General features: G+C 72.2%; 12 protein-coding genes. 4 read left to right on the top strand and 8 right to left on the bottom strand.

The features are described 5' to 3' along the window. Positions 1 to 16: 16 nt before the first annotated feature. From ACRAS8_RS06280 to ACRAS8_RS06270, 3 genes are all read right to left on the bottom strand, one after another. Complete coding sequence (locus ACRAS8_RS06280) at positions 17 to 466, bottom strand: hypothetical protein (RefSeq protein WP_438484784.1); 450 nt, start codon at positions 464 to 466, stop codon at positions 17 to 19. Positions 467 to 554: 88 nt separating this feature from the next. Then, positions 555 to 1,454: a hypothetical protein gene (locus tag ACRAS8_RS06275; protein ID WP_438484783.1), complete on the bottom strand. Its 900-nt coding sequence runs from the start codon at positions 1,452 to 1,454 to the stop codon at positions 555 to 557. 15 nt (positions 1,455 to 1,469) lie between these two features. Next, positions 1,470 to 2,087 carry a papain-like cysteine protease family protein gene (locus tag ACRAS8_RS06270; RefSeq protein ID WP_438484782.1) on the bottom strand — a complete coding sequence of 206 codons (618 nt, stop codon included), beginning with the start codon at positions 2,085 to 2,087 and terminating at the stop codon, positions 1,470 to 1,472. Between the two features lie 4 nt (positions 2,088 to 2,091). On the opposite strand from ACRAS8_RS06270, the gene ACRAS8_RS06265 reads away from it, so the two are divergent. Continuing rightward, positions 2,092 to 2,391, top strand: a complete 300-nt coding sequence (locus ACRAS8_RS06265) for a hypothetical protein (protein ID WP_438484781.1) — start codon at positions 2,092 to 2,094, stop codon at positions 2,389 to 2,391. 52 nt (positions 2,392 to 2,443) lie between these two features. Here the strand turns inward: ACRAS8_RS06265 and ACRAS8_RS06260 are convergent, their stop codons facing one another. The 5 genes from ACRAS8_RS06260 to ACRAS8_RS06240 all read right to left on the bottom strand — a co-directional run bounded on the left by ACRAS8_RS06260 (position 2,444) and on the right by ACRAS8_RS06240 (position 9,973). Next, on the bottom strand, positions 2,444 to 4,135 hold the full coding sequence (locus ACRAS8_RS06260) for a mycolysin (protein WP_438484780.1): 1,692 nt from the start codon (positions 4,133 to 4,135) through the stop codon (positions 2,444 to 2,446). 359 nt (positions 4,136 to 4,494) lie between these two features. Then, positions 4,495 to 6,330, bottom strand: coding sequence for a transglycosylase domain-containing protein (locus tag ACRAS8_RS06255; protein WP_438484779.1), 1,836 nt, complete (start codon positions 6,328 to 6,330; stop codon positions 4,495 to 4,497). Between the two features lie 235 nt (positions 6,331 to 6,565). Beyond that, the gene (locus ACRAS8_RS06250) at positions 6,566 to 7,453 is read right to left on the bottom strand and encodes an esterase/lipase family protein (protein ID WP_438484778.1); all 888 of its coding nucleotides are present in this window, start codon (positions 7,451 to 7,453) and stop codon (positions 6,566 to 6,568) included. A gap of 88 nt (positions 7,454 to 7,541) precedes the next feature. Beyond that, positions 7,542 to 8,822 carry a hypothetical protein gene (locus ACRAS8_RS06245; protein WP_438484777.1) on the bottom strand — a complete coding sequence of 427 codons (1,281 nt, stop codon included), beginning with the start codon at positions 8,820 to 8,822 and terminating at the stop codon, positions 7,542 to 7,544. Then, positions 8,822 to 9,973 (bottom strand): amidase domain-containing protein, encoded by a 1,152-nt coding sequence (locus ACRAS8_RS06240; protein WP_438484776.1) that lies wholly within the window; start codon positions 9,971 to 9,973, stop codon positions 8,822 to 8,824. The genes ACRAS8_RS06245 and ACRAS8_RS06240 overlap by 1 nt, the downstream gene beginning before the upstream one ends. A 552-nt stretch (positions 9,974 to 10,525) precedes the next feature. Between ACRAS8_RS06240 and ACRAS8_RS06235 the strand changes: the two genes are divergently transcribed. From ACRAS8_RS06235 to ACRAS8_RS06225, 3 genes are read left to right on the top strand one after another with little or no spacing between them, the layout of a single operon-like run. Further along, positions 10,526 to 17,584 carry an SDR family NAD(P)-dependent oxidoreductase gene (locus ACRAS8_RS06235; protein WP_438484775.1) on the top strand — a complete coding sequence of 2,353 codons (7,059 nt, stop codon included), beginning with the start codon at positions 10,526 to 10,528 and terminating at the stop codon, positions 17,582 to 17,584. Position 17,585: 1 nt separating this feature from the next. Beyond that, positions 17,586 to 22,043, top strand: coding sequence for a beta-ketoacyl synthase N-terminal-like domain-containing protein (locus tag ACRAS8_RS06230; RefSeq protein ID WP_438484774.1), 4,458 nt, complete (start codon positions 17,586 to 17,588; stop codon positions 22,041 to 22,043). Next, entirely contained in the window at positions 22,040 to 22,396 is a 357-nt protein-coding gene (locus ACRAS8_RS06225) for an acyl carrier protein (protein WP_438484773.1), read from the top strand. The genes ACRAS8_RS06230 and ACRAS8_RS06225 overlap by 4 nt, the downstream gene beginning before the upstream one ends. Position 22,397 lies beyond the last annotated feature (1 nt).

The raw sequence follows: 22,397 nt of genomic DNA, 5'->3' as shown, positions 1-22,397 counted from the left end.
CGGACCGGGCGCCGGGTCAGCGTACGTGGACGGTCTTGGTCTGTGTGGTGATGTCCGCGCGCGGGTGGCCGCCGCGCGGGCCGTCGACGCCGTAGAGCACCCCACGGAACTGGAGCACGCCCCGATGGCCGGCCTTGACCTTCACATCGGCCTTGGCCTCGCCGGCGCCCACGGCCACGATGCGGCCGCACTTGACGGTGTGCCATGCGCCATGCGCCCCGACACGCTCCTGCGCGCAGAACTTCGCATACTGCACCGCGTCACTGTCCCCCTGCCCCTTGACGTAGACGCTCTGGCCGAGCTTCACGGTGCCTGGCGACACACTGAGCGTGACACTTCCCTTGGCGAACGCCGGCGTCACCGCCAGCACCGCCGCAGCCACCCCCACGACACCCACCGCGGCGAACCTCGCCCCCTGGCGCCCGAACATCCCACTTGCGGCGCGCCCGTCTCCACGATGCGTCATCGCTGTCCTCCCGTTGCTGCGTTCTCTCGTCTCGCTCCTGGACGACAACGAGCTTCAACGGTCGGGTTGGCGTTGTGCTAACGGACGGCTAACGCGGTGCAGAGGCGTGTTGGCCAGGAACGGTGCGGCGACGGCGGCGCAGGTGGGGGACCGTCGCGCCCGAGAGCGCCAGGGCTGCCGCGCCGGAGGCGGCCGGGAGCCACGGAAAGGAAGAGGAGGGGGGAGAGGTGGTGGAGGTCTGGTTCTCGGCGAGGGGGTAGCCGCCGGCGAGGCCCTTGCGGTCGTAGGCCGAGCCCGGAAGCTTGTCGGCGTAACGCTTGGCGACGAGTTGCTGGTATGCCGCGAGCGAGACGCGGGGCTTGCCTTGGAGGGCTGTCCGGGCTTCCTGGTTGAGCGGCTCGACGGAGCCGCCGCCGGTCAGCCGGTACCAGCCGTGGATCTGCGGCTCCATGAAGGTCTGCGCCCGGCCCGTGCCGCGTTCGGCGGCGCTGATGTCCGCGTCGCCGTCGCGGATGCCGGCCAGTTGCCAGGCACGGCCGCCTTGTTCCGGGGCGAGCAGGACGGCGGCCTGACGGCCGCCGGCGGCCGAGACGCGGGAGGCGAGGTAGGACAGCCGCAGGGCCGAGCCGGCGGTGGGCCTGGTCTTGCCGGTGACGAACTCGGGGGAGAGCTCGTAGAGGGGAACCGGCTTCTTGAGGTCGAAGCCGGATGCGGCGGCAGGTGCCTGCGCGAGACTGCGCGGGGCACCGGCCGTGCCGCCGTCCGCGCCGCCGGCCGGGGTGCGGCCCTCGACAGCCGTCAGGAAGCGGGCGACGGTGTCGTGGACCTTGTCGGAGCGCAGCACCTGCTGAGCGGCGGCGTAGTCGGTCGCCGCGGGAGCGGGGGCGGTGGCTCCGTCGGCGGCCCCTGCTGAACCGATTCCGCAGAGGGCGGCGGCGACGGCAGTGGCAGCGAACAGGGTGACGGCGCGTCTGGTCGTACGGTGCATGATGGGTCGTCTCCTCTAGCCGAGCATGCCGATGCGTGTGTGGGTCCACCGGAAGGAGTTGTTCGCGGAGTAGGCGGAGTAGTTCCACCAGGTGTAGGTCTTCGTGGTGGGCCAGGGGTCACCGACCGCGATCATGTTGCTGGTGCTGTCGTAGCCGTAGATGACGTTCATGTGGCCGCCGCCGGAGTTCCAGCCGATACGGACGGCGAACGGGCGCCCGTTGGCGATCTCGGTCCGGGTCTCGCCGAAGGAAGCGTTGCGGTACAGGTCGGTGCCGCTGCTGCGGAAACCCATGTTGCGGAGGGCGTTGGCCATGTCGCCGAGGGTGGCGGGGCGGTTGTTGCAGTCCAGCCGGTTGCCCTGGGCGGCCAGGCGGCAGAAGTCGTACTGGTTGTAGCGGGTGTAGCCCCAGTAGTTGGCTATGGTCAGGCCGGTGGCGTCCCAGCACCACTGGTTCTTGACCTGCTTCTGCATGCTGATGTCGAGCGCCTTGCGGCCGGTGGGCTGGGTCGAGGCGCAGACCGGCAGGTTCCCGGTGTCCTCCCGGATGAACGCGTCGGCGATGTAGAACGTGCCGGACCAGATCCAGCGGGAGTCGTTCTCGACGACGTCGCCGGTGGTACGGCAGGACATCGGGATGCGGTCGCCGACCCGCGAGCTTCCGGTGACGCCGGCCGAAAGGGACGGCTGGGACCGCTGGTTGATATTGCTGAAATTGCCTCGTCCGCCGGTGACCGTGCCGGTGACGGCTGCCTGGGCCTGGGGGGCGATGCTCAGCAGGAGTCCGCCGGACAGGACGGCGGCGGCGATCGTGGGCAGAAGTGCCTTGGTGCGCCTTGATATGCGCCTTGATGTGCGTGTTGATGTACGCGTTGAGATGCGTGTTGATGTGCGCGTTGGTCTGCGGAAGCCGTGCATGGGGGCCTTCGTTTGCTGATTGGTGATTGCTGATTGCTGCTCGGGGAGGCCGATGGAGCGAGGTTGGCGGATCAGTACTGGATGGTGTGGTGGTAGAGGATGTTGCGGGCCTTCGATCCGCTGTCCAGGCCATAGGCGGGCCGGTCGGTGAGGAAGTACTCACGGAAGGTGGACTGGCGCTCGCGGGACATCATGGTGTTGCTCTTCGTCCAGCCGCCGTCGACCTGGGACCACAGGTCGACCAGCGCGGTGGCGACCCGGGCCTCGCAGGCGTCGCCCCAGTCCATGCCGCGTGTGGTGCGGTCGTTGCCGAGGTTCATGGAGCTGCCGTTGCCCCACGTCATGACCGTGTCCTTGAAGGTGTGGAACGCCACGGCGTCGGCGAAGCCCTCGGTCCAGCCACAGGTGGTGGAGGAGTTGCGGTTGACGTAGTGGGGCGAGCAGTTGGTGACGTACGGCCACCATCCGTTGTAGAGCTTGCCCATGAGGGAGTGTCCGGCCTCGTGGATGGTGGTGTGGCCGGAGTCGGGGTCGCTGTCCGCGAGGTGGACCTTGTCGTCGCGGTTCGTCCAGTACGTACCGTCCCGGGAGCCCGGGTACCACTGGACGGTGATCGGGGTGCAGCGGCCGTTCTGCTGGTTGCTCGTCCAGCAGGTGCTGGTCGAACCGCGGTCCCACCAGAGCTTGTTGAGGGTGTCGAAGGCGTGCCAGGCGCGGCTCTGGCCGCTGTTGGCGTAGACGGTGCCCAGGCTTGCGTTGCCGGAGACGTTGCTCAGGGCGTTCGAGGTGGTCGAGTAGTGGCGGTTGTATCCGTCGACGACCGACCACATGGTGCCGGCCTGGGTCTGGAACTCCGCCCAGACCTGGGAGGTGACGGATGTGCTCGGCGTGTAGCAGAGCTTGAACGTGCCGTCTCCGTTGCCGGTCAGACCCGCGGCGAGCTTCTGCGTACCGCCGCCTGCGGTGGCCCTGCCCCAGAGGGTGACGTTGGCGTTGCTGACCGGCAGGTCCCGGTCGGCCTTACGGTTCCAGCTGCCGCCCTCGGAGGACTGGAAGCGGTTGCGCAGCGTGCCGCTGACGCAGACCGGGGCGTAGCGCTTGCCGGGGGCGGCGGCCTGTGGGGGAGCGGGAGCGCTCGGTGCGGCCGGGGCGGCGGCGCCCGGGCGTGCCGGGTGTGCCGGCCGGTCGTGCGCCGTGGGCCCGTCGGCCGGGGTCGCGTCGGCCCTGGTCACGGACATGCCCTTGGTGGTGGAGCCCTTGGCCTTGCCGATGGTCAGTTCCACCGAGGCGTGACCGGCGCGGTGCGGGTCGGGGCGGTCGATGTCACTGACGTCCGCCTGGATCTGGGCGGGGCCCGCGGCGACGGCTTTGACCTTGAGTTTGATGGTGCGGGTGCCCGGGGTGAGGGACAGCGTCCGGCTGGTGCGCTGGCCGAAGGGGTCTGCCGTGGGTGCGGCGAGGGCCGGGTTCCGGTCGATGATCCGGAGGGCGGGCGGAAGTTGGAGGGAGAGGCCGGCGCGCTTGACGTCGGTCTGTGCCGTGACGGCCACGGTGAGGGTGGTCCGCTCGCCGATGGCGGGGAGGCCGTCGAGGGAGGCGGTGACGCCGAGACAGCTCGGCGGCGCTTCGGAGTTCTTGTCCGCGGGGCGGACGGTGCAGGTTTCCGCCGGGGCGGGGGTGACCGCGTAGGCGGACGGTACGGCGATGGTGGTGATACTGGCGCCTATGCCGCCCGCTGCGACCAGCGCAGCGGTCTTCGGCAACCGTATTCGGAACATGGGCATGCCTTTCTGCGACGTGCACACGACGGGTTCGGTGCACGCCGATTTGAACCATTGGGGAGAGGGGGGAGCGGGCGCTACCGCGGTCGTCAATCACTGGTCAACGGCAGCGCCTTGATCGACAACTCACCGAGACTTTACGTCATATGGATTTCGCATGTCACATTCGGAAACAGGCAACAACGCGGCTCAGTAGGCGAATAGATGCCGTGTCACATGCGGTTTTGCGGTAAACCCGCAATGTTTTGCGGTAAACCCGCAACAGGAAAGGGAGTTTGGTGCGCACGCACTCTTTCTCCGCCGCAATGAAGGCGCGCTTTCCGCTCACTTCACCAGGGCTCCTACTCCGCCGTCATGTAGCGCGTCCACAGCTCGATCGGCAGCGAACTGCCCACCGTTCCCCGGGGTGTTCCGCCGATGCCGTCCAGCGGGAGCAGCTCCTGCGTCCTGGGGTCGATACGGGCGAGCGAGACCGCGGTCGACAGGGAGTCGCGGTAACCGACGTACCAGGCGGACTTGTTGTCCTGCGTGGTGCCGGTCTTGCCGGCCGTGCCGGGCCCGGCGGCCTGCGCCGGCCGCGCCGTGCCCTTGCGGACCGCCTCGCGCAGCGCGTCGTCCACGGCCCCCGCCACGTGCGGCGGCAGGGCCTGCTCGGTCTCCGGCCGCTCCACGGGCACGTCGTCGCCGTTGCGCCGGAGTCCGGCGACCGAATACGGCTCGGTGTGCCGGCCCTTGGCAGCGAACGTGGCGTAGGCGTCGGCCATGCGGATGGCGCTGGGCGTGGCGGTGCCGAGCGAGAACGACGGCAGCTTTTCTCCGAGGCTGCTCTCCAGCAGACCCGCCCGCACGCTCACCTTGCCGACCTGGTCCAGCCCCACGTCCATGCCGAGCTGCATGATGGGGGTGTTGACCGACTGGGCGACCGCGTCCTTGAGTGAGATCTTCCCCCAGGACTCGTCGCCGTCGTTGACCGCCCTGACGATCTTCCCCGACCGGTCCCAGTAGGGGCCCTCCGGGGTGTGCAGCGCGACCTTGTTGTCGCCGTCGTAGCGCGTCGCCGGGGTCACGGGTGTGCGGGGCCTGCCGCGCTCGTGCTGCACCCCGTCGCGCAGGGCCGCCGCGTAGACGAAGGGGGTGAAGGCGCTGCCCGCCGGCACGACGGACGAATTGGCGTCGTTGAATCCCTGTTTGAGGTAGTCCGGTCCGCCGGACAGGGCGACGATGCGCCCGTCGGTGGTCACCGACGCGGCCCCGATGCGCACCTCGCGGTCGGCCGCGCGCCGGCCCGGGGCCAGACCGTCCCGCGCCTGCTCGACCGCCCGGGTGAGCGCTGCCATCCTCTTCTTCTCGAATGTGGTGCGGATCTGGTAGCCGCCGCGCGCGAAGTCCCGCTCGGAGACGGGGGAGTGGGCCAGCAGATAGGCGCGGGCCGTCTCGACGAGGTAGCCGGTCTGGCCGGACAGGCCGGTGACTTTGGGCGGGGCGATCGGCTCGGGGAAGTGCGTGTACTGCGCGCGCTCCTGCGGGGAGAGCCTGCCGATGGCCACCATCCGGTCCAGGACCCAGCTCCAGCGCTCCACCGCGCGCTTGTGGTTCTCGGTGCCGGCCGCCGGGTCGTAGAGCGCGGCGCCCTTGAGCAGGGACGCCAGGAAGGCGCCCTCGCTCACGTTCAGCTGCGAGACGTCCTTGCCGTAGTAGGCGTGGGCGGCCCGCTGGATGCCGTAGGTACCGCGCCCGTACCAACTGGTGTTGAGGTACCGCTGGAGGATCTCGTCCTTGCTCATCTTGTTGTCGAGCTTGATGGCGATGACCATCTCGGTGAGCTTGCGGGTGAAGGTCTGGTCCTGGTTGAGGTAGGCGTTCTTCACGTACTGCTGGGTGATGGTCGAACCGCCTTGGGTGTCGCCCCCGGTCACCATCCTGGAGACGGCGCGGACCATGCCGCTGGGGGAGACCCCGCTGTCGGAGTAGAACGTCTCGTTCTCCGCGGCCAGCGTCGCCCAGCGGACCTTCTCGGGCACCTGGTGCAGCGGTATGTCCTGCCGGTCGACCTCGCCGGTGCGGGCCATCTCACTGCCGTCGGCCCAGTAGTAGACGTTGTCCTGCTGGGTGGCGAAGGCGTTGAGGTCGGCGGGTATCCCGGTGCGTAGGTACAGGATGGCCAACAGTCCGGCCACGAGGGTGACGGCGGAGCCGAGCAGCCCCAGTGTCTGGCGCCACGACGGTACCCAGCGCCTGAACCCGGTCCGGCCCGGGCGGGGATAGGCGGGGCGGAATCGTGACCCGACGGACGGGAATTCCCGTGTCCGGGGCCGGCGTTCGTACAGGCGGGGGCGAATGATCACTGGACCGTCCGGCAACGGGGCAGGGCCCGGCCGCCATGGGGGGTGGCCGGGCCGATACGGGGGTGCGTCAGCTGACGGCGGACTTGCAGGTGGTGGGGGTGGCGTGCGCCGGGTCGAGCGCGTTGGCCACCTCGTGGAAGGCGATCGTGTCGATCGTGCCGATGGCGGCGTGCTCGGAGATGTCCCACTTGCACAGGTCCTGGACCACGACGTTGCGCACGTTCGGGCCCGAGAGCTGCTGCGACTTGTAGGGCGTGGCGATCTCGTCGTACTTGGTCGAGATGACCGTGTACGTCACCCCCGGCACGGTGTCCGGCTTGGAGTTCAGCTTCTTGAGGAACTCCGAACCCACCAGCTGGTCCTCCACCCCGGGCAGGGTGAGGGAGAAGACCTTGCGTGCGCCGGGGACGGCGTCCACGAGGCGGGATATCCCCGAGACGGTGGTGCCATGGTTGTCGGGGGCGATGCCCACGAGTTTGCCGACCTTGGCGGCGCCGTCCAGGAAGTTGAGGTAGTAGCGCGGCAGCGGGCCGCCGCCCTGGGAGTGGCCGACCAGGTCCACCTTCTCGGCACCGGTCGACTTCCGGACCTTGTCCACGAACGCGGACAGCTGCTGGGCCGACTTCACGATCGGTCCGAGGCCGTTGAAGAGCGGCACCCCTGCCTTGTGCCCGTAGTCCAGCGAGTAGACGCAGTAACCTCGCTTGACCAGGTACGGCGCCAGCACGAGCCAGTTGTCCCAGGAGTTGCCGAAGGTGCCGTGCATCAGGACGACGGGCTGGGGGTGGGCGGCGGACGGCTTGCAGGACCAGTTGTTCCAGCCACTGGTGACGGTCTTTCCGGTCTTCGTGTCGGACGGGGCCGCGGACGCGGAAGAGACGCCTGCTGTCATGGCCAGGGCCAGCGCCGAGGCGGCGCAGGCGAGGGCGCGGAACGCTCTCTTGTGCGAGGGCATGGGGTACCTCCCAGAGTGGGTGGGGGTTGGACAGGGGGAGTTACTTGAGGGCGTGGGGAGTTAGGGGAGTTACTTGAGGGGTGGGGAATTACTTGACCAGGGACTTCCAGTCCGGTGACTGCGCCGGGTCCAACTGGCGCATCCTCTCCAGGACCTGGGGATCCTGGACGTCCAGCCAGTCGGCGAGCTGCTTGAAGGTCACGCAGCGCACGCCGTCGCGTGTGCACACCGACTTCACGACGTCCTCGACGGCCTTCATATAGATGCCGCCGTTCCAGTCCTCGAAGTGGTTGCCGATGAACAGCGGCGCGCGGCTGCCGTGGTAGACGCGCTCGAAGCCGTTGAGATAGCTGTCCCTGGCCAGCCTGCGCCACTGCGCGTACTTCGCCGGATCGCCCTGGGTGCTGTCACCGGACTGGTTGTAGAGGAAGTTGAAGTCCATGGAGAGGACCTGCCGCTCGGTCCCGGGGTAAGGGACGAGTTGCAGTGGGAAGTTCCAGATGCCATCGATTTTGGACGGCCAGATCTGGAAGTCGCCCGGCGAACTGGCGTCGTAGCGCCAGCCGAACGACTTGGCGGCCTTCAGCAGGTTCTGCTGACCCTCCAGGCAGGGAGCCCGGCCGCCGGCCAGTTCCTTCCGGTAGTCGAAGGGCAGTGGGGGAAGGTCCTGGTATCCGGTGTTGGTCTTCCAGTTCTCGACGAAGGAGTAGGACTGCTCGATCTCGCTCTTCCATTCGGCGACGCTCCAGTCGCCGCCGCCCTTGGCGCCGCAGAAGTGCCCGTTGAAGTGCGTGCCTATCTCATCGCCCTCCAACCAGGCGCCGCGCAGCTGTTCCAGGGTGTCCCTGATGTGCTGGTCGGTGGCGTACGAGATCGCCATTTCGCCGCGTTTGTGCTGCGGCGGCCGGTACTTCGACGCTTTCGACTTGGGCAGCAGATAGGTCCCGGTGAGGAAGAACGTCATCTGCGCGTTGTTCTTCCTGGCGACCTCACGGAAGTGTGAGAACTGCTCGTCGTCGCCCTGGAGGGCACCGTCCCAGGAGAACACCACGAACTGCGGTGGCTTCTCGCCCGGTTTGAGCTTCACCGGCTTGGGCTGGTGCGGCTGCGGGCCGGTGGAGGACGTCGAACCGTCACCCAGGATCCGTACCTTTCCGTCCCACTTCTCCTCCGGGTTCGAGGTCTTCGACCCGGATGGGGTGGGGGTCGGTGAAACGGACGGAGGAGCGGACGAGGGACGGGCGGAGGGAGCGACCGCGGTCCTCTTCCCGGCCCCGGCCCTGTCCCCATCGGATCCGCAGCCCGACAGCAGTCCGAGTACGAGGGTGGTCCCGGTCACCAGGACCGCCACGCTACGCTCCGTACGCATCAGGTGCGGTACGCGTACCACTTGGTGAACGGCAGCATCACCGAGAGGCTCAGCATCGACCGGCGGTAGGTGTCGAAGGAGTGGTACGTCAGATACGGGGTGCCGAGACGGTCGCGGTACGTCACCAGCATGGTGTGGTCCTTGGACCCGTCGCGGTTGAAGTCCGCCTGGAGGACGTCCCCGACCTCCATTTGGTAGACGTTCTTCAGCGGCTTCACCCGCTGCGAGTTCAGCGCGAACCAGGACCACTCGTTGGCGCCGGTCCAGGAATCCGACTGGGTGTCGGACCCATACCACCACTTCGTGTAGTCACCGGCCCTGCCGGGGGCGTGCTTCCAGCCGCCCGCCTTCAACGCCTGGCTGACGAAGTTCGTGCAGTCGCCGCCGGTCCCCAGCGGGTACGCCCGGTAGTCCGGGTTGTAGTGCTTCCAGTACTTCTCGGCGTAGTTGGCCATCGCCTGGTAGTCGAGGCCGGTCTTCGTGTCCTTCGGCAGCCGCTTGGGGAACGGCCAGACACTCGCCTGGGGTGCGTCAGGCATGTCGCCCGCGCCCGCTGCGGCCGTCCCCTTGGTCTTGGGCGCCGTCGGTGCGGGTGCGGGTGCGTTGATCTGCGGTATCTCGTCCAGCTCCCGGATGCCGGTCAGCTCCCACGCCCCGTTGCCGGCGGGGGCGAAGCTCAGCTCGTGGTGGGCCTGGAAGCCGGTGGTGCCCGGCTCGTCACCGCTGATCTTCCGGTAGGTCAGCTGCGTGGTCTCGGTCACGCGCACCGTGGCCTTCTTGCCGTCGACGCTGGTCCGGTCGACCGCGACCCGGGTGTCGCCGGCGGAGTACGCCTCGCCCAGGGCCTTGAGCTGCGTCTTGCGCTTGCGCAGCGAGGCCACGACAGACTTCTCCGAACGCGCCGTCGCGGACGAGAGGTGCGCCACCTTCGTGGACGGCGCAGTGGCGTGCCCCGTCACCTTGCCGTCGACGATCGCCGCCGTCCGGTTCGTGAGCACGACACCTGCGATGCGGCCGAAGGATTCGGCCGTCGTCTTGTCCACGCCTCCGGGCCGGGCCTCCGCCCCCGCGGTGGACGCCGGCACCAGCGCGGCCGACACCGCCAGGGAGACGACCGCCCCGGCAGCAGCTCTGAACGTCAATGATTTCACCGGTCTCCTTTCTCCTCCGGCCCTTTCGAGCCGGTCGGAAGGAATCCTCGAACACAAAGATCCGGAGTGGCAAGACCGAGGCGGCGGAAAAATTTACGGACGAATTCCGGGCAGAGCTGACGGGTAGCCAGTTAGCCTTGTTCTCCGTGGAGTTGAGTCTGTTGTCGCAGCTGGTACGGACTAATTCCGCGGTGAATTCCGTACCCCGCTGTGGGCTTCCCGCAATTCCCTTGCGGGTTTCCCGCAACCGGTACTGACCCGATTATGAATGTGATGTAAAACATTCGCCGGATAACGCTGATCGGGGTATTCCATTCGCGCCCCGCCGTGTAATGATCCAGCCAGGCCCAGGGGCGGTTGACCGTCGCACCCCCTCGACTCATCGCACCCCCCTCAACCCATCTCACCGGCACCGATCGCGGCGTCCCTCCGGCTGGGGCGTCCCTCCGGCTGGGGCGTCCCTCCGGCTGGGGCGTCCCTCCGGCTGGGGCGTCCGACGCTCCCGCGCGTTCCCGGTGCTTCCGAACGACCCTCCTGCCTCCCGGAGTGCCCATGTCCACAGAAACAATCCTGGGCGTCAGCCCGTTCGGTGAACCCGACCCGCGTCTGGTGGCGGCGGTCTGCCGTGCCGGAGCTCTGGGCGTGCTCGATCTCGGAAGGGGCCGGCGCCGCGCGGCCCGCGCGGCCCTCCAGCTGGTGCGGCAATGGGTGCCGGGCCCCTTCGGGGTGCGTGTCGGGGCGGGATGCGCGCTCGGGCCGGACGACCTGGCGGCCGACGGGGGCGTGCACACCGTACTGCTCGGTGCGGATGCCGGGTTGGCCCCGGGCGACCTCGCTGCCGGCCGGCACCGCGTCCTGGTGGAGGTAACCGACCATGAGGCGGCCCTGGCAGCCGCGCGCGCCGGGGCGCACGGTCTCGTCGCCCGAGGGAACGAGGCCGGCGGACGGGTCGGCGAGCTGAGCACCTTCGTCCTCCTCCAGCAGCTGGTGGCGGACCCGGAAATCGGCCTGCCGGTCTGGGCCTGCGGGGGCATCGGGCCGCACACCGCCGCGGCTGCCGTCGTCGGTGGTGCGGCAGGGGTCGTCCTGGACACCCAGCTGGCGCTGCTCGACGAGTCCGGCGTCCCGGAGGAGGCGGCGGCCGCCGTCCGGACCATGGACGGCTCGGAGACCGTGGTGGCCGCCGGCCAGCGGGTGCTGCGCCGCCGGGGACCGGACGCACCGCCGCTGCCGGACGAGCCCGGCGAGGTCGCCCGGCTGCTGGCCGCGGACGATCCCCGGACCCGGCTGCTCCCCGTGGGCCCGGACGGCTTCCTGGCCTCCTCGTTCGCGCGCCGGTGGGGCGATGTGGGCACGGCCGTCCGCGGTGTCACCGCCGCCATCCGGGAGGCCGTGCGCGACGACGCCGCCGCGGACGCGCTGCTCCGCCGCTCCCCGATGAGCCGGGCGCTGGGCACCGTGCTGCCCGTCGCCCAGGGGCCCATGACCAGGGTCAGCGACCAGGCGCGGTTCGCGGCCACCATCGCCGGCCACGGCGGGATGCCCTTCCTCGCGCTGGCCCTCGCCGGGCCGGTGGATGCCCGCGCCCTGCTTGAGCAGACCCGCGACGAACTGGGCGAACGCCCTTGGGGCGTGGGCATCCTCGGCTTCGCGCCCGCGCACATCAAGGCCGTGCAGCTGGAACTCGTCCGGGAGATCCGGCCCTCCTGCGCCGTCATCGCGGGCGGCCGGCCCGCGCAGGCCGCCGAGCTGGAGGCGGCGGGCGTCGACGCCTTCCTGCACGTGCCCTCGCCCGGGCTGCTCCGTCAGTTCCTGGACGCGGGGGCGCGCAAGTTCGTCTTCGAGGGCTCGGAGTGCGGCGGCCACGTCGGACCGCGGAGCAGCTTCGCACTGTGGGAGGCGCAGGCCGAGGTGCTGGAGGAGTTCCTGGACACGGCCGCGGGCGCGGACCCCGCGGAGCTGCGGGTGTTCTTCGCCGGCGGCGTGCACGACAAGCGGTCGGCCGCGATGGTGGCCGCGCTCGCCGCGCCGCTGACCGCCCGCGGAGTGGCCGTCGGACTGCTCATGGGCACCGCGTACCTGTTCACCGAGGAGGCGGTGGACCGGGGCGCCGTGCGGCCGTCGTTCCAGCGGCAGGTCCTGGCGGCACGGCGGACCGAGCTGCTGGAGACCGCGCCCGGGCACGCCACCCGCTGCGTGAGCAGCCCGTTCACGGACGAATTCCGCGGCGTCAAGGAGGAGTTGCGGGAGCGGGGTGTCCCGGAGCGGCAGGCGTGGGAGCGGCTGGAACAGCTCAACGTCGGGCGGCTGAGGATCGCCAGCAAGGGTGTGGAGCGGACCGGCGAGACGCTCACGGAGGTGGACGAGTCCCGGCAGCTGACCGAGGGCATGTTCATGGCCGGCCAGGTGGCCGTGCTGCGGTCCGCGGTCACCACCGTCCCCGAACTGCACGCCGCCGTCAGCGCGGAGGCCGCCGGCTTCTTCGCCGCGCGCGCCCGGCGGCTGCGCGAGGCGTTCCGGCAGGAGGCCCCGGAGCCCGTCCCGGCCCCGCTCGATATCGCCGTGGTCGGCATGGCCGGCATGTTCCCCGGCGCGCCGGACCTGGCCGCCTACTGGGCGAACGTGGTGGCGGGCACCGACGCGGTCGGCGAGGTGCCACCGGAGCGCTGGGACGCGGAGCTGCACTACGCGCCCGATGCGGACGGCGCCCGCACCGAGTCGAAGTGGGGCGGCTTCCTGCCGGACATCCCCTTCGACCCGCTGCGCTACGGCATCCCGCCGTCCTCGCTCGGCAGCATCGAGCCGGTGCAGCTGCTCGCGCTGGAGGCCGCGCGACGGGCGCTGCGCGACGCCGGCTACGAGGAGCGCCCCTTCGACCGCTCCAGGGCCTCGGTCGTGTTCGGGGCCGAGGCGGGCAGCGACCTGTCGAACGCCACCACCGTGCGCACGGTGCTCCCCGCCTACGTGGGGGAACTGCCGCCCGGGCTGGACGAGCAACTCCCGCGGCTGACCGAGGACTCGTTCCCGGGCATGCTGGCCAACGTCATCGCCGGGCGGATCGCCAACCGGCTCGACCTCGGCGGCGCGAACTTCACCGTGGACGCCGCCTGCGCCTCCTCACTGGCCGCGGTGGACGTGGCGTGCAAGGAACTGTCCGCCGGCACCAGCGACCTCGTCCTGTGCGGAGGCGCGGACCTGCACAACGGGATCAACGACTATCTGCTGTTCTCCTCCGTGCACGCGCTGTCCCCGACCGGCCGCTCCCGCACCTTCGACAGCGCCGCGGACGGTATCGCGCTCGGCGAGGGCGTCGCCTGCGTCGTCCTCAAGCGGCTGGCGGACGCCGAGCGGGACGGCGACCGGGTCTACGCGGTCGTCAAGGGCGTCGGCAGTTCGAGCGACGGCCGGTCCCTGGGACTGACTGCACCCCACCCGGCGGGTCAGCGGGCCGCGCTGGAACGCGCCTACCGCCACGCCGGGATCTCGCCGGCCGAGGTGGGCCTGCTGGAGGCCCACGGCACCGGGACGGTGGTCGGCGACCGCACCGAACTCACCACGCTCACCGAGGTGTTCACCGAGGCCGGGGCGGCGCCGGGCGGATGCGCGCTCGGCTCGGTGAAGTCCCAGATCGGCCACACCAAGTGCGCGGCCGGACTGGCCGGCCTGATCAAGACGGCGCTGGCCCTGCACACCGGGGTCAGGCCGCCCACGGCGCAGCTGACCCGGCCCAACCCGGCCTGGGAGGCGGAGAGCAGCCCGTTCGTCTTCCACACCGTCGCCCGCCCGTGGGCGGCCGCGCCCGGTGAACGGGTCGCCGGGGTCAGCGCGTTCGGCTTCGGCGGCACCAATTTCCATGTGGTGCTGCGCGGGCACGAGGCCGGGCCGCCACCCCGGCACGGGCTCGACGCCTGGCCGGCGGAGCTGTTCGTCTTCCACGGCGCCGACCGGGCGGCGGCCGCCCGGGAGATCGGCCGGCTGCTGGAGCTGGTCGCGGAGAACGACCGGCAGGGCCGTACCTGGCGGCTGCGCGACCTGGCGCTGAGCGCCGCCCGGCGCGCCGACACGTCCGGGAAACCGGCTTGGGCGGCGGTCGTGGCCCGTGACCTGGACGAGCTGCCCGGGCTGCTGGAGCGAGCCAGGGAGGGCGAGCACGATCCCCGGGCGGGGGTCTTCGGCGGGGGGCCGGACCGGTTGGAGCGGTCGGACGGGTCGGGCCGCTCGGACCGGTCGGACGGGTCGTATGACTCGTATGGCTCGGAGGGCTCGGCCGGCGAGGTGGCGTTCCTCTTCCCCGGCCAGGGAAGTCAACGGCCGGACATGTTCGCCGAGTTGTTCATCGCCTTCCCGGAGGTCCAGCGGTATCTGCAGACCGGTGACGAGTGGGGCGAGCAGGACGGGTGGGACGAGTGGGCGGACATCATCTTCCCGCCGACCGCCTTCGACTCCGCCGCCGAGGAGGCGCGGCGCGCCCGGGTCACCGACACCAGGGCCGCCCAGCCCGCACTGGGCATCATGGGGCTGACCGTGTCCGAGCTGCTGGGCCGGGCCGGCGTCCGGCCCGCGGCGGTGGCCGGGCACAGCTACGGCGAACTGGTCGCGCTGTGCACGGCCGGGGCGTTCGGCCCGGAGGCGCTGCTGGAGCTGAGCGCGGCGCGCGCGGAGGCGATCCTGGCCGCCGCAGGCGCGGAGCCGGGGACCATGGCCGCCGTGGCCGCCGGGCACCAGGACGTCGCCGAGGAACTGCGGGCGGTCGGGTTGGCCGACCGGGTGGTGGTCGCGAACCACAACGCGCCGCGGCAGACCGTGATTTCCGGTCCGGCCGAGGAGGTCGGAGCGGCGGTGCGCCGGCTGCGCGAGCGGGGCCTGGGTGCCAAGGCCGTGCCGGTGGCGTGCGCCTTCCACAGTCCCCTGGTGGCCCCGGCCGGCGAGCGGTTCGCCGAGGTCCTCGCCGCCCGGCACGTGGCCGCACCGGAGATCCCGGTGTGGGCGAACCGGACGGCCGCCGTCTATCCCGGCCAACCAGACGCGATACGGGCCGAGTTGGCGGCCCAGATCGGTTCCCCCGTGCGCTTCGCGCAGCAGATCGAGCGGATGTACGAGGCCGGCGTCCGGGTCTTCGTGGAGGCCGGGCCGGGTTCGGTGCTGACGGGCCTGGTGGGCCGGATCCTCGGCGACCGTCCGCACACCGCGGTGGCGTGCGAGGGCCCCGAAGGCACCGGACTGCGCGGCTTCCTGAGCCTGCTCGCCCACCTCGCCGTCGCCGGCGTCCCCGTCCGTACCGGCTGGACGCACCAGGGGCGCGACAGCGTCGAAGCCGTCCCCGGGACCTGCCCCGCGGCACCCGGCTGGATCGTCAACGGGCAGCTGACACGCACCCGCGACGGTGGCCTGCTGCCCGGCTCGCTCGCGCCCGCCCGACGCATTCCGATGGAGGAGATGACAGTGATCCGAGACCAGGACGGCGGCGCGGCGGACGACCGCGACCGGATGGTCCGTGAATTCCTGCGCACCAGCCGGGAGCTGGTCGCGGCACAGCGCGATGTGCTGCTGACGTACCTCGGTGGGGCGGCTGGTGTGCCGCCGGCCGCGCCGGGGCCGGTGCCGGACACGTTCCGGCCGGACGTGCACCGGCCGGGCGTGCTCCCGCCGGCCGTGCCGGAGCCCGCTCCCGGTGCCGCTGCCAGTACCGCCCCCGTTGCCGTTCGCGCGGAGTCCGCCCCGGCGCCCCCCGCGGCACCGGCCGACGTGCTGGCAACCGTCCTGGGCATCATCAGCGAACGCACCGGCTATCCCCTCGACATGATCGAGCCCGGTCTCGACCTGGAGGCCGACCTGAGCATCGACTCGATCAAGCGGGTCGAGATCGTCGGCGAGCTGGCCGTACGGCTGGGCTTCGGCGCCGGCGGGACGGAGCTGCCCCGGCTCGACGACGCGGAGCTGGAGGCGGTCTCCAAGGCCCGCACGGCATCTGGGATCGCCGAGCTGCTGGAAGAGCGGCTGCCCGGCGGGGCAACGGCCTCCGCGCGGCCGGTCCCCGCCACGGCGGAGGACCCCGGTCCGGCCGTCACCGGCAAGGCGCCCGTTCCGGCAGTCACCGGCGAGGCGCCCGGAAGGCTCGTCCTGCGCAGCGTCCGTCTCCCGTCCCCCGACGGGGACTTCGCGGTACTGGACGGAACCCGGTTCGCCCTGCTGGGCGGTGCCGGACCGGTGCCGGACGCGCTGGCCGCCCGGCTGGGCGCGCACGGCGCGGAGGCGGTCATCCTGCCGCCGGACCATGTGCTCACGGACGAGGACGGCCCGCTGGACGGGGTGTTCCACCTGGAGGCGCTGTCGCAGGACGGCGGCGGGCCGCTGCTGCCCGAGTCCTTCCCGGTGTTCCAGGCCGCGCTGCGGCGCGGGCCGCGCCGGCTGCTGGCGGCCGCGCCCGCCGCGGGCGGGGACGTTCCCGCTGCGCTCGACGGACGGGCGGACGGGCTGCGGGGCCTGTTCCGGACCGTCGCGCGGGAGTACCCGGACACCCTCGCCCGGTTCGTCGAGCTGGCCCCGCGGCTGACCGCCGACGAGGTAGCGGCCGCGCTGGTGGGCGAGTTGACGGCCGAGGAGCCGGCCCCGGTGGTGCTGCGGTCGGCGGACGGCGTCCGGTCCGGCCTCGAAACCGTGGCCGCCGGCCTGGGCGCCCTGGGCGACCGCGGCGCGGGCCCGGCCGGGGACGGTACGGCCGAGGCGGCCGCCATCGGCCTGGACCGGGACGCGGTGGTGCTGCTGGTCGGCGGGGCCCGGGGCATCTCCGCGCGGGTCGCCGCGACGCTTGCGGCGGCCTCCCGCTGCCGGATCGAGCTGGCCGGCCGGACCGCGCTGCCGGACGAGCCCGAGCACCTCGAAGACGCAGCCGTCCGGCAGGCGCCGGACCGGGCCGCGCTGCGGGCCGCCCTGGCCGACGGCGTCTCCTCGGAAAAGGGAGAACGCTCCCCGGCCGACATCGAGCGGGCAGTCTCGGAGATCCTCGCCCGGCGGGAGGTCCGCCGCACCCTCAACACCCTTCAGGAGCTGGGCAGTCCGGTGCGCTACCACACGGTGGATGTCCACCAACCCGAGGCGGTGCGCCGCCTGGTGGCGGACGTCCACGCCGAACACGGCCGGCTGGACGGCGTGGTGTACGCGGCCGGGATCATCGAGGACCGGGTCCTGGCCGAGAAGGACCCCGAGTCCTTCCGCCGGGTCTACACCACCAAGGTCGACGGCGCGCACACCCTGCTGGCGGCGCTGGACGGCCTGCCGCGGGCTCCCCGGTTCGCGGTGTTCTTCGGCAGCATCGCGGCCGTCCTCGGCAACCGCGGCCAGGCGGACTACGCGGCCGCCAACGACGCCCTGCAGTCCCTCGGCGGCCGGTGGGCGGAGAAGTCCAAGTGCCGGACGCTGACGGTGCATTGGGGGCCGTGGGCGCCGGACGGGGAGCACGCGGGCATGGTGACCCCCGAACTCGCCCGGGAGTACGCGCGGCGCGGCATCGGACTCATCGACCCCGAGGAGGGGGCGCTGTGCCTGCTGCGCGAGCTCGCCTGGGGCGAGGAATCGGCCGACGCCGTGGTCTACACCGCATCGGGCTGGTGAGATGAGCACGACGCACACACCGGCCGGCCGGCCCCCCGTCGCCATCGTCGGCATGGCGGTCCTCTTCCCCGGCGCGCCGGACCTCGCGGCGTACTGGCGCAATCTGACGGCGGGATTCGACGCGATCACCGAGGTCCCGTTCGGACGCTGGGACCCCTCCTTCTACGATCCGGCGGCCGCCGGCGGCCGCTCGGACCGGGTGTACTGCCGCCGCGGCGGATTTGTCGACGAGCTGGCCGAGGTGGAGGCGACCCGGTTCGGGATCGCGCCCCACTCGGTGCCCGGCACCGAACCGGAGCAGCTCATCGCGCTGCACGTGGCCGCCGAGGCGATCGCGGACGCCGGCGGCGAGGCGCGGCTGCCGGACCGGGACCGGATCGGGGTGGTCCTGGGCCGGGGCGGCTATCTGTCCCCCGGGATGGCGCGGGGCACCCAGTCCGTCCAGACGTCCAACCAACTGGTGCGGACCCTCGTGGAGTTGCTTCCCGAGCTGGACGCCGGACTGCTGGAACGGGTCCGGCGGGCGTACACCGGACAGCTGGGACCGGACGAGCCCGAGCAGGCGATCAACCTGGTGCCCAACCTGACCGCCTCCCGGGTGGCCAACCGGCTGGACCTGCGCGGCCCGGCGTACACGGTGGACGCCGCCTGCGCGTCCTCGCTGATCGCGGTCGACCAGGCGGTCGGCGAACTGGCCGCGGGCCGCTGCGACCTGGTGCTGGCGGGCGGGGTCCACCACTGCCACGACATCACGCTGTGGTCCCTGTTCTCCCGGCTGCGCGCGATGTCGCCGAGCCAACGGATCCGCCCGTTCCACCGGGACGCGGACGGGCTGCTGATCGGCGAGGGCACCGGTGTCGTGGCGCTCAAGCGGCTCTCCGACGCGCTGCGCGACGGCGACCGCGTCTACGCCGTCGTCCGCGGCACCGGGGTGGCCAGCGACGGCCGCAGCGGCAGCCTGGTCAACCCCGACCCCTCGGGCCAGGTGAAGGCGGTACGGGCGGCCTGGCGCGAGGCGGGCCTGGACCCCGCGGCACCGGATTCGGTGGGGCTGCTGGAGGCGCACGGAACCGCCACCCCCTCGGGGGACGCGGCCGAACTTGCCACCCTGGCCCAGGTGTTCGGCCCGGGCGGCGGCGACGGGGAGCGGCCGGTGCTCGGGTCCGTGAAGTCGATGATCGGGCACACCATGCCGGCCGCCGGCGTGGCCGGTCTGGTCAAGGCGGCGCTCGCGGTGCACCACGGCGTACTGCCGCCGACCCTGCACTGCGAGGAGCCCCACCCGGCCCTGGCCCGCACCCGCTTCCGGACGATCGCCGCGGCACGGGACTGGGAGACCGGCGACGGGCGGACCCGGCGGGCGGGCGTCAACGCGTTCGGCTTCGGCGGCATCAACGCCCATGTCGTGCTGGAAGCGGCCCCCGGCCCGGAACGCCGCCCGGACCGGTCACCGGCGACGGTCCGGGAGCCGGAACAGGTGCTGCGGCTGGCCGCCGACACCCCGCAGGAGCTCGCCGCGCTGCTGGACGCCGAGGACGCCGTCGTCCGCGCACGACGGTCCGCGCACGACGGACGCACCCGGCTGGGCGTCGTCGCCCCGACCGCCGGGCGCCTGGCCCTGGCCCGGAAAGCGGTGGCCAAGGGCTCCCCCTGGCGCGGGCGCGGCGACGTGTGGTTCTCGCCGGAGCCGCTGCTCGGCGGCCCCGCGGGAGGGCGGCTGGCCTTCGTCTTCCCCGGCCTGGAGGCCGAGTTCCACCCCCGGATCGGCGACGTCGTCGAACGGTTCGGCCTCTCGGGGCTGCTGCCCGCCGGGTTCGGGGGGGCCGGGACCGATGCGGCGGACGTGGCGGATGTCGGACGGCACGGGGCCGGCGTGATCGCCGTGGGGCGGGTGCTGGACGCCGCGCTGCGCCGGATGCGCATCGTGCCCGACGCCGTCGCGGGCCACAGCATCGGCGAGTGGACGGCCATGGCCACCGCCGGGCTGTACGCGGGGGACGCGGTCGACGAGTTCACCCGCTCCTTCGACCCGGACCAGGTGCGGGTGGCCGGGCTGTCCTTCGCCGCGCTGGGCGCACCGGCCGAGCAGGTCACCGCCGCGCTCGCCGCCCACCCCGAGGTGGTGCTGTCGCACGACAACGCCCCGGAGCAGTCGATGGTCTGCGGCCCGCCCGACCAAGTGGAGGGCCTGGTACGGCACTTCCGGGAACGCGGCGTCATCGGGCAGGTTCTGCCGTTCCGCTCGGGCTTCCACACGCCGATGCTGGCCCCCTACCTCGACCAGATCCGGCACTACGCGGACCTGTTCGAGCTGCGTCGGCCGACCGTGCCCGTATGGTCGGCGACCACTGCCGCGGAGTACCCCGGCGACGAAGCCGAGGTGCGGGAGCTCTTCACCCGCCACCTGCTCGAACCCGTCCGCTTCCGCCCGCTGATCGAGGCCATGTACGCGGCCGGTTTCCGGGTCTTCGTCCAGGCCGGTACGGGCCGGGTGGGCTCGCTCGTCGAGAGCACCCTGCGCGGCCTGCCGCACCTGGTGGTGGCCGCCAACTCCCCGCACCGGGACGGGACGGCGCAGCTGCTCCGGGTTGCCACGGCACTGTGGACGGCCGGGGGAGATCCGGACCTCGGGGCCCCGGCCGCCGCCGGTGCCCGCCGGGTGCCGCCGGTGCGGCTGGACCTGGGCGGGAAACTGGTGTCCCTGGACCGCGAGACGGTGGCCGCGGTGCGCTCGGCGCTCGCCGTCCGGCAGGAAACGGACTCCGGTGCGGCGCCGCCCGCCCCGGACGGCTCCCCGCTCGACGCCGAGCTGCGGGCCCTGTTGAAGGACACCGCCGACACGGCCCTCGCGGTGTCCCGCGCCGCGGCGGCGCCCACGGTCCGCACCGTGCTGCGGGTGTCCACCGACGCCATGCCGTACCTGCGCGACCACTGCTTCTTCGCGCAGCGCCCCGGCTGGCCCGACGAGGCCGACCGGTGGCCGGTGGTCCCGGCCACGACGGTCGTCCACCACATGATGGCGCACGCCGTACGGGCCCGGCCCGGGACGACCGCGGTGGCGGTGCACGACGTGCGGCTGAATCGCTGGGTGGCCGCGGCCCCCGCCGTCGACGTGCCCGTGACCGTCGAGGCACGCGGGACCGGCCGGGCCGGTGTGACGTTCGGCGCGTACGCGCACGGCGAGGTGGAACTCGCCGACCGGTACCCCGGCGGCGCGCCCCGGCCCTGGCGGTGGGCGCCCGGGGAGGAACGGGCCCCCGGGATCACGGCCGGGCAACTGTACCGGGACCGCTGGATGTTCCACGGCCCGGCGTTCCAGGGCATCACCGAGCTGACGGCGGTCGGCGACGCGCATGTGCGCGGCGTGCTCACCGCCCCGTCCGCGCCGGGTGCCCTGCTCGACAACGTGGGGCAGCTGCTCGGCTACTGGATTCTCACCACCCTGACCGAGCGGACCCTGGTGTTCCCCGTCCGCGTGCGGCACATCCGGTTCTTCGGCCCGCACCCGCCGTCCGGCACCCGGGTCGAGTGCCTCATCAGGATCGTCTCGGTCACCGACGCCACGGTGGAGGCGGATGTGCAGCTGCTCGTGGACGGGCGCGTCTGGGCGGAGATCGGCGGCTGGCAGGACCACCGGTTCGACAGCCGCACGGACACCAAGGCGCAGGAACGGTTCCCCGGGCGGCACACCCTCTCCGCGGTCCAACCGGGCGGCTGGGTGCTCCTGTTCGACGGGTGCCACGACCTCGCCTCCCGCGACCTCGTGATGCGGCGGCACCTGGGAACCGCCGAGCGCGAGGAGTACGAGCGGCGCTCGCCGTCCGGCCGCCGCCAGTGGCTGCTCGGCCGGATCGCGGCCAAGGACGCGGTCCGCCGCCGGCTGTGGGAGCACGGCGAGGGGCCGGTCTTTCCCGCCGAGATCCGGGTGGACAACGACGCGTCCGGCCGGCCGCGGGTGACCGGTGTGCACGGCCGGGTCCTGCCCGCCCTCGACGTCTCGCTGGCGCACCGGGCCGAGGCCGCGGTCGCCCTGGTCAGGACGCGCGGCACGGACGGGCGCCCGGCGCCGGTCGGTATCGACGTCGAGGAGGTCACCCACCGGCCGCCGGGGCCCCTGGCCGCCGCCCTCGGCCCCGCCGAGCGCGAACTCCTCGTCGCGCTGTGCTTCCGGACCGGTGAACCACAGCCGCTGTGGTTCACCCGGTTCTGGGCGGCGAAGGAGGCGGTGGCCAAGGCCGAGGGCACCGGACTGCGGGGACGCCCGAAGGACTTCGCCGTCATCGAGGCCCGGACGGACGAGGTGGTGGTGGCCGTGGGCGGCCGCCGGTACCCGGTGCGCTGCCGCACCGTCACCAACCCGCGGGACCTGCCCGGGCGGGAGTACGTGGTCGCCTGGACCACTGGACCGGCCGACGGGGCAGCCCACCCGCACGACGCACGACAGGAGAACCCGCAGTGAACAGCAGCCAGGCCGCGACACCGGATCAGGCCGGAGCACCGGACCCCCGGGCCCAGCAGGCCCTGCCCGAGGCCGTATTCGAGGAGATCACCGGCATGCTCCACGCCGTCCTCGGCGACTACGGGGGCGTGGACGACGCCGGGATCACCATGGACACCCGCTTCCACGACGACCTGGACCTGGAGAGCATCGACCTGGTCACCCTCGGCGGCCACCTCCAGGCGCGGTACGGGGAGTTGGTGAACTTCGCCGAGTACCTGGCCGGGCTCGGGCTGGAGGAGATCATCGGCCTGACGGTCGGACAGCTCGTCGAGCACATCACCGACTGCCTGCGGGCCGAAGGGGAGCGGTGAC

It is taken from the genome of Streptomyces sp. S186, from assembly GCF_051603415.1.
Taxonomy (GTDB): Bacteria; Actinomycetota; Actinomycetes; order Streptomycetales; family Streptomycetaceae; genus Streptomyces.
This window is presented reverse-complemented; position numbering and strand designations above follow the sequence as displayed.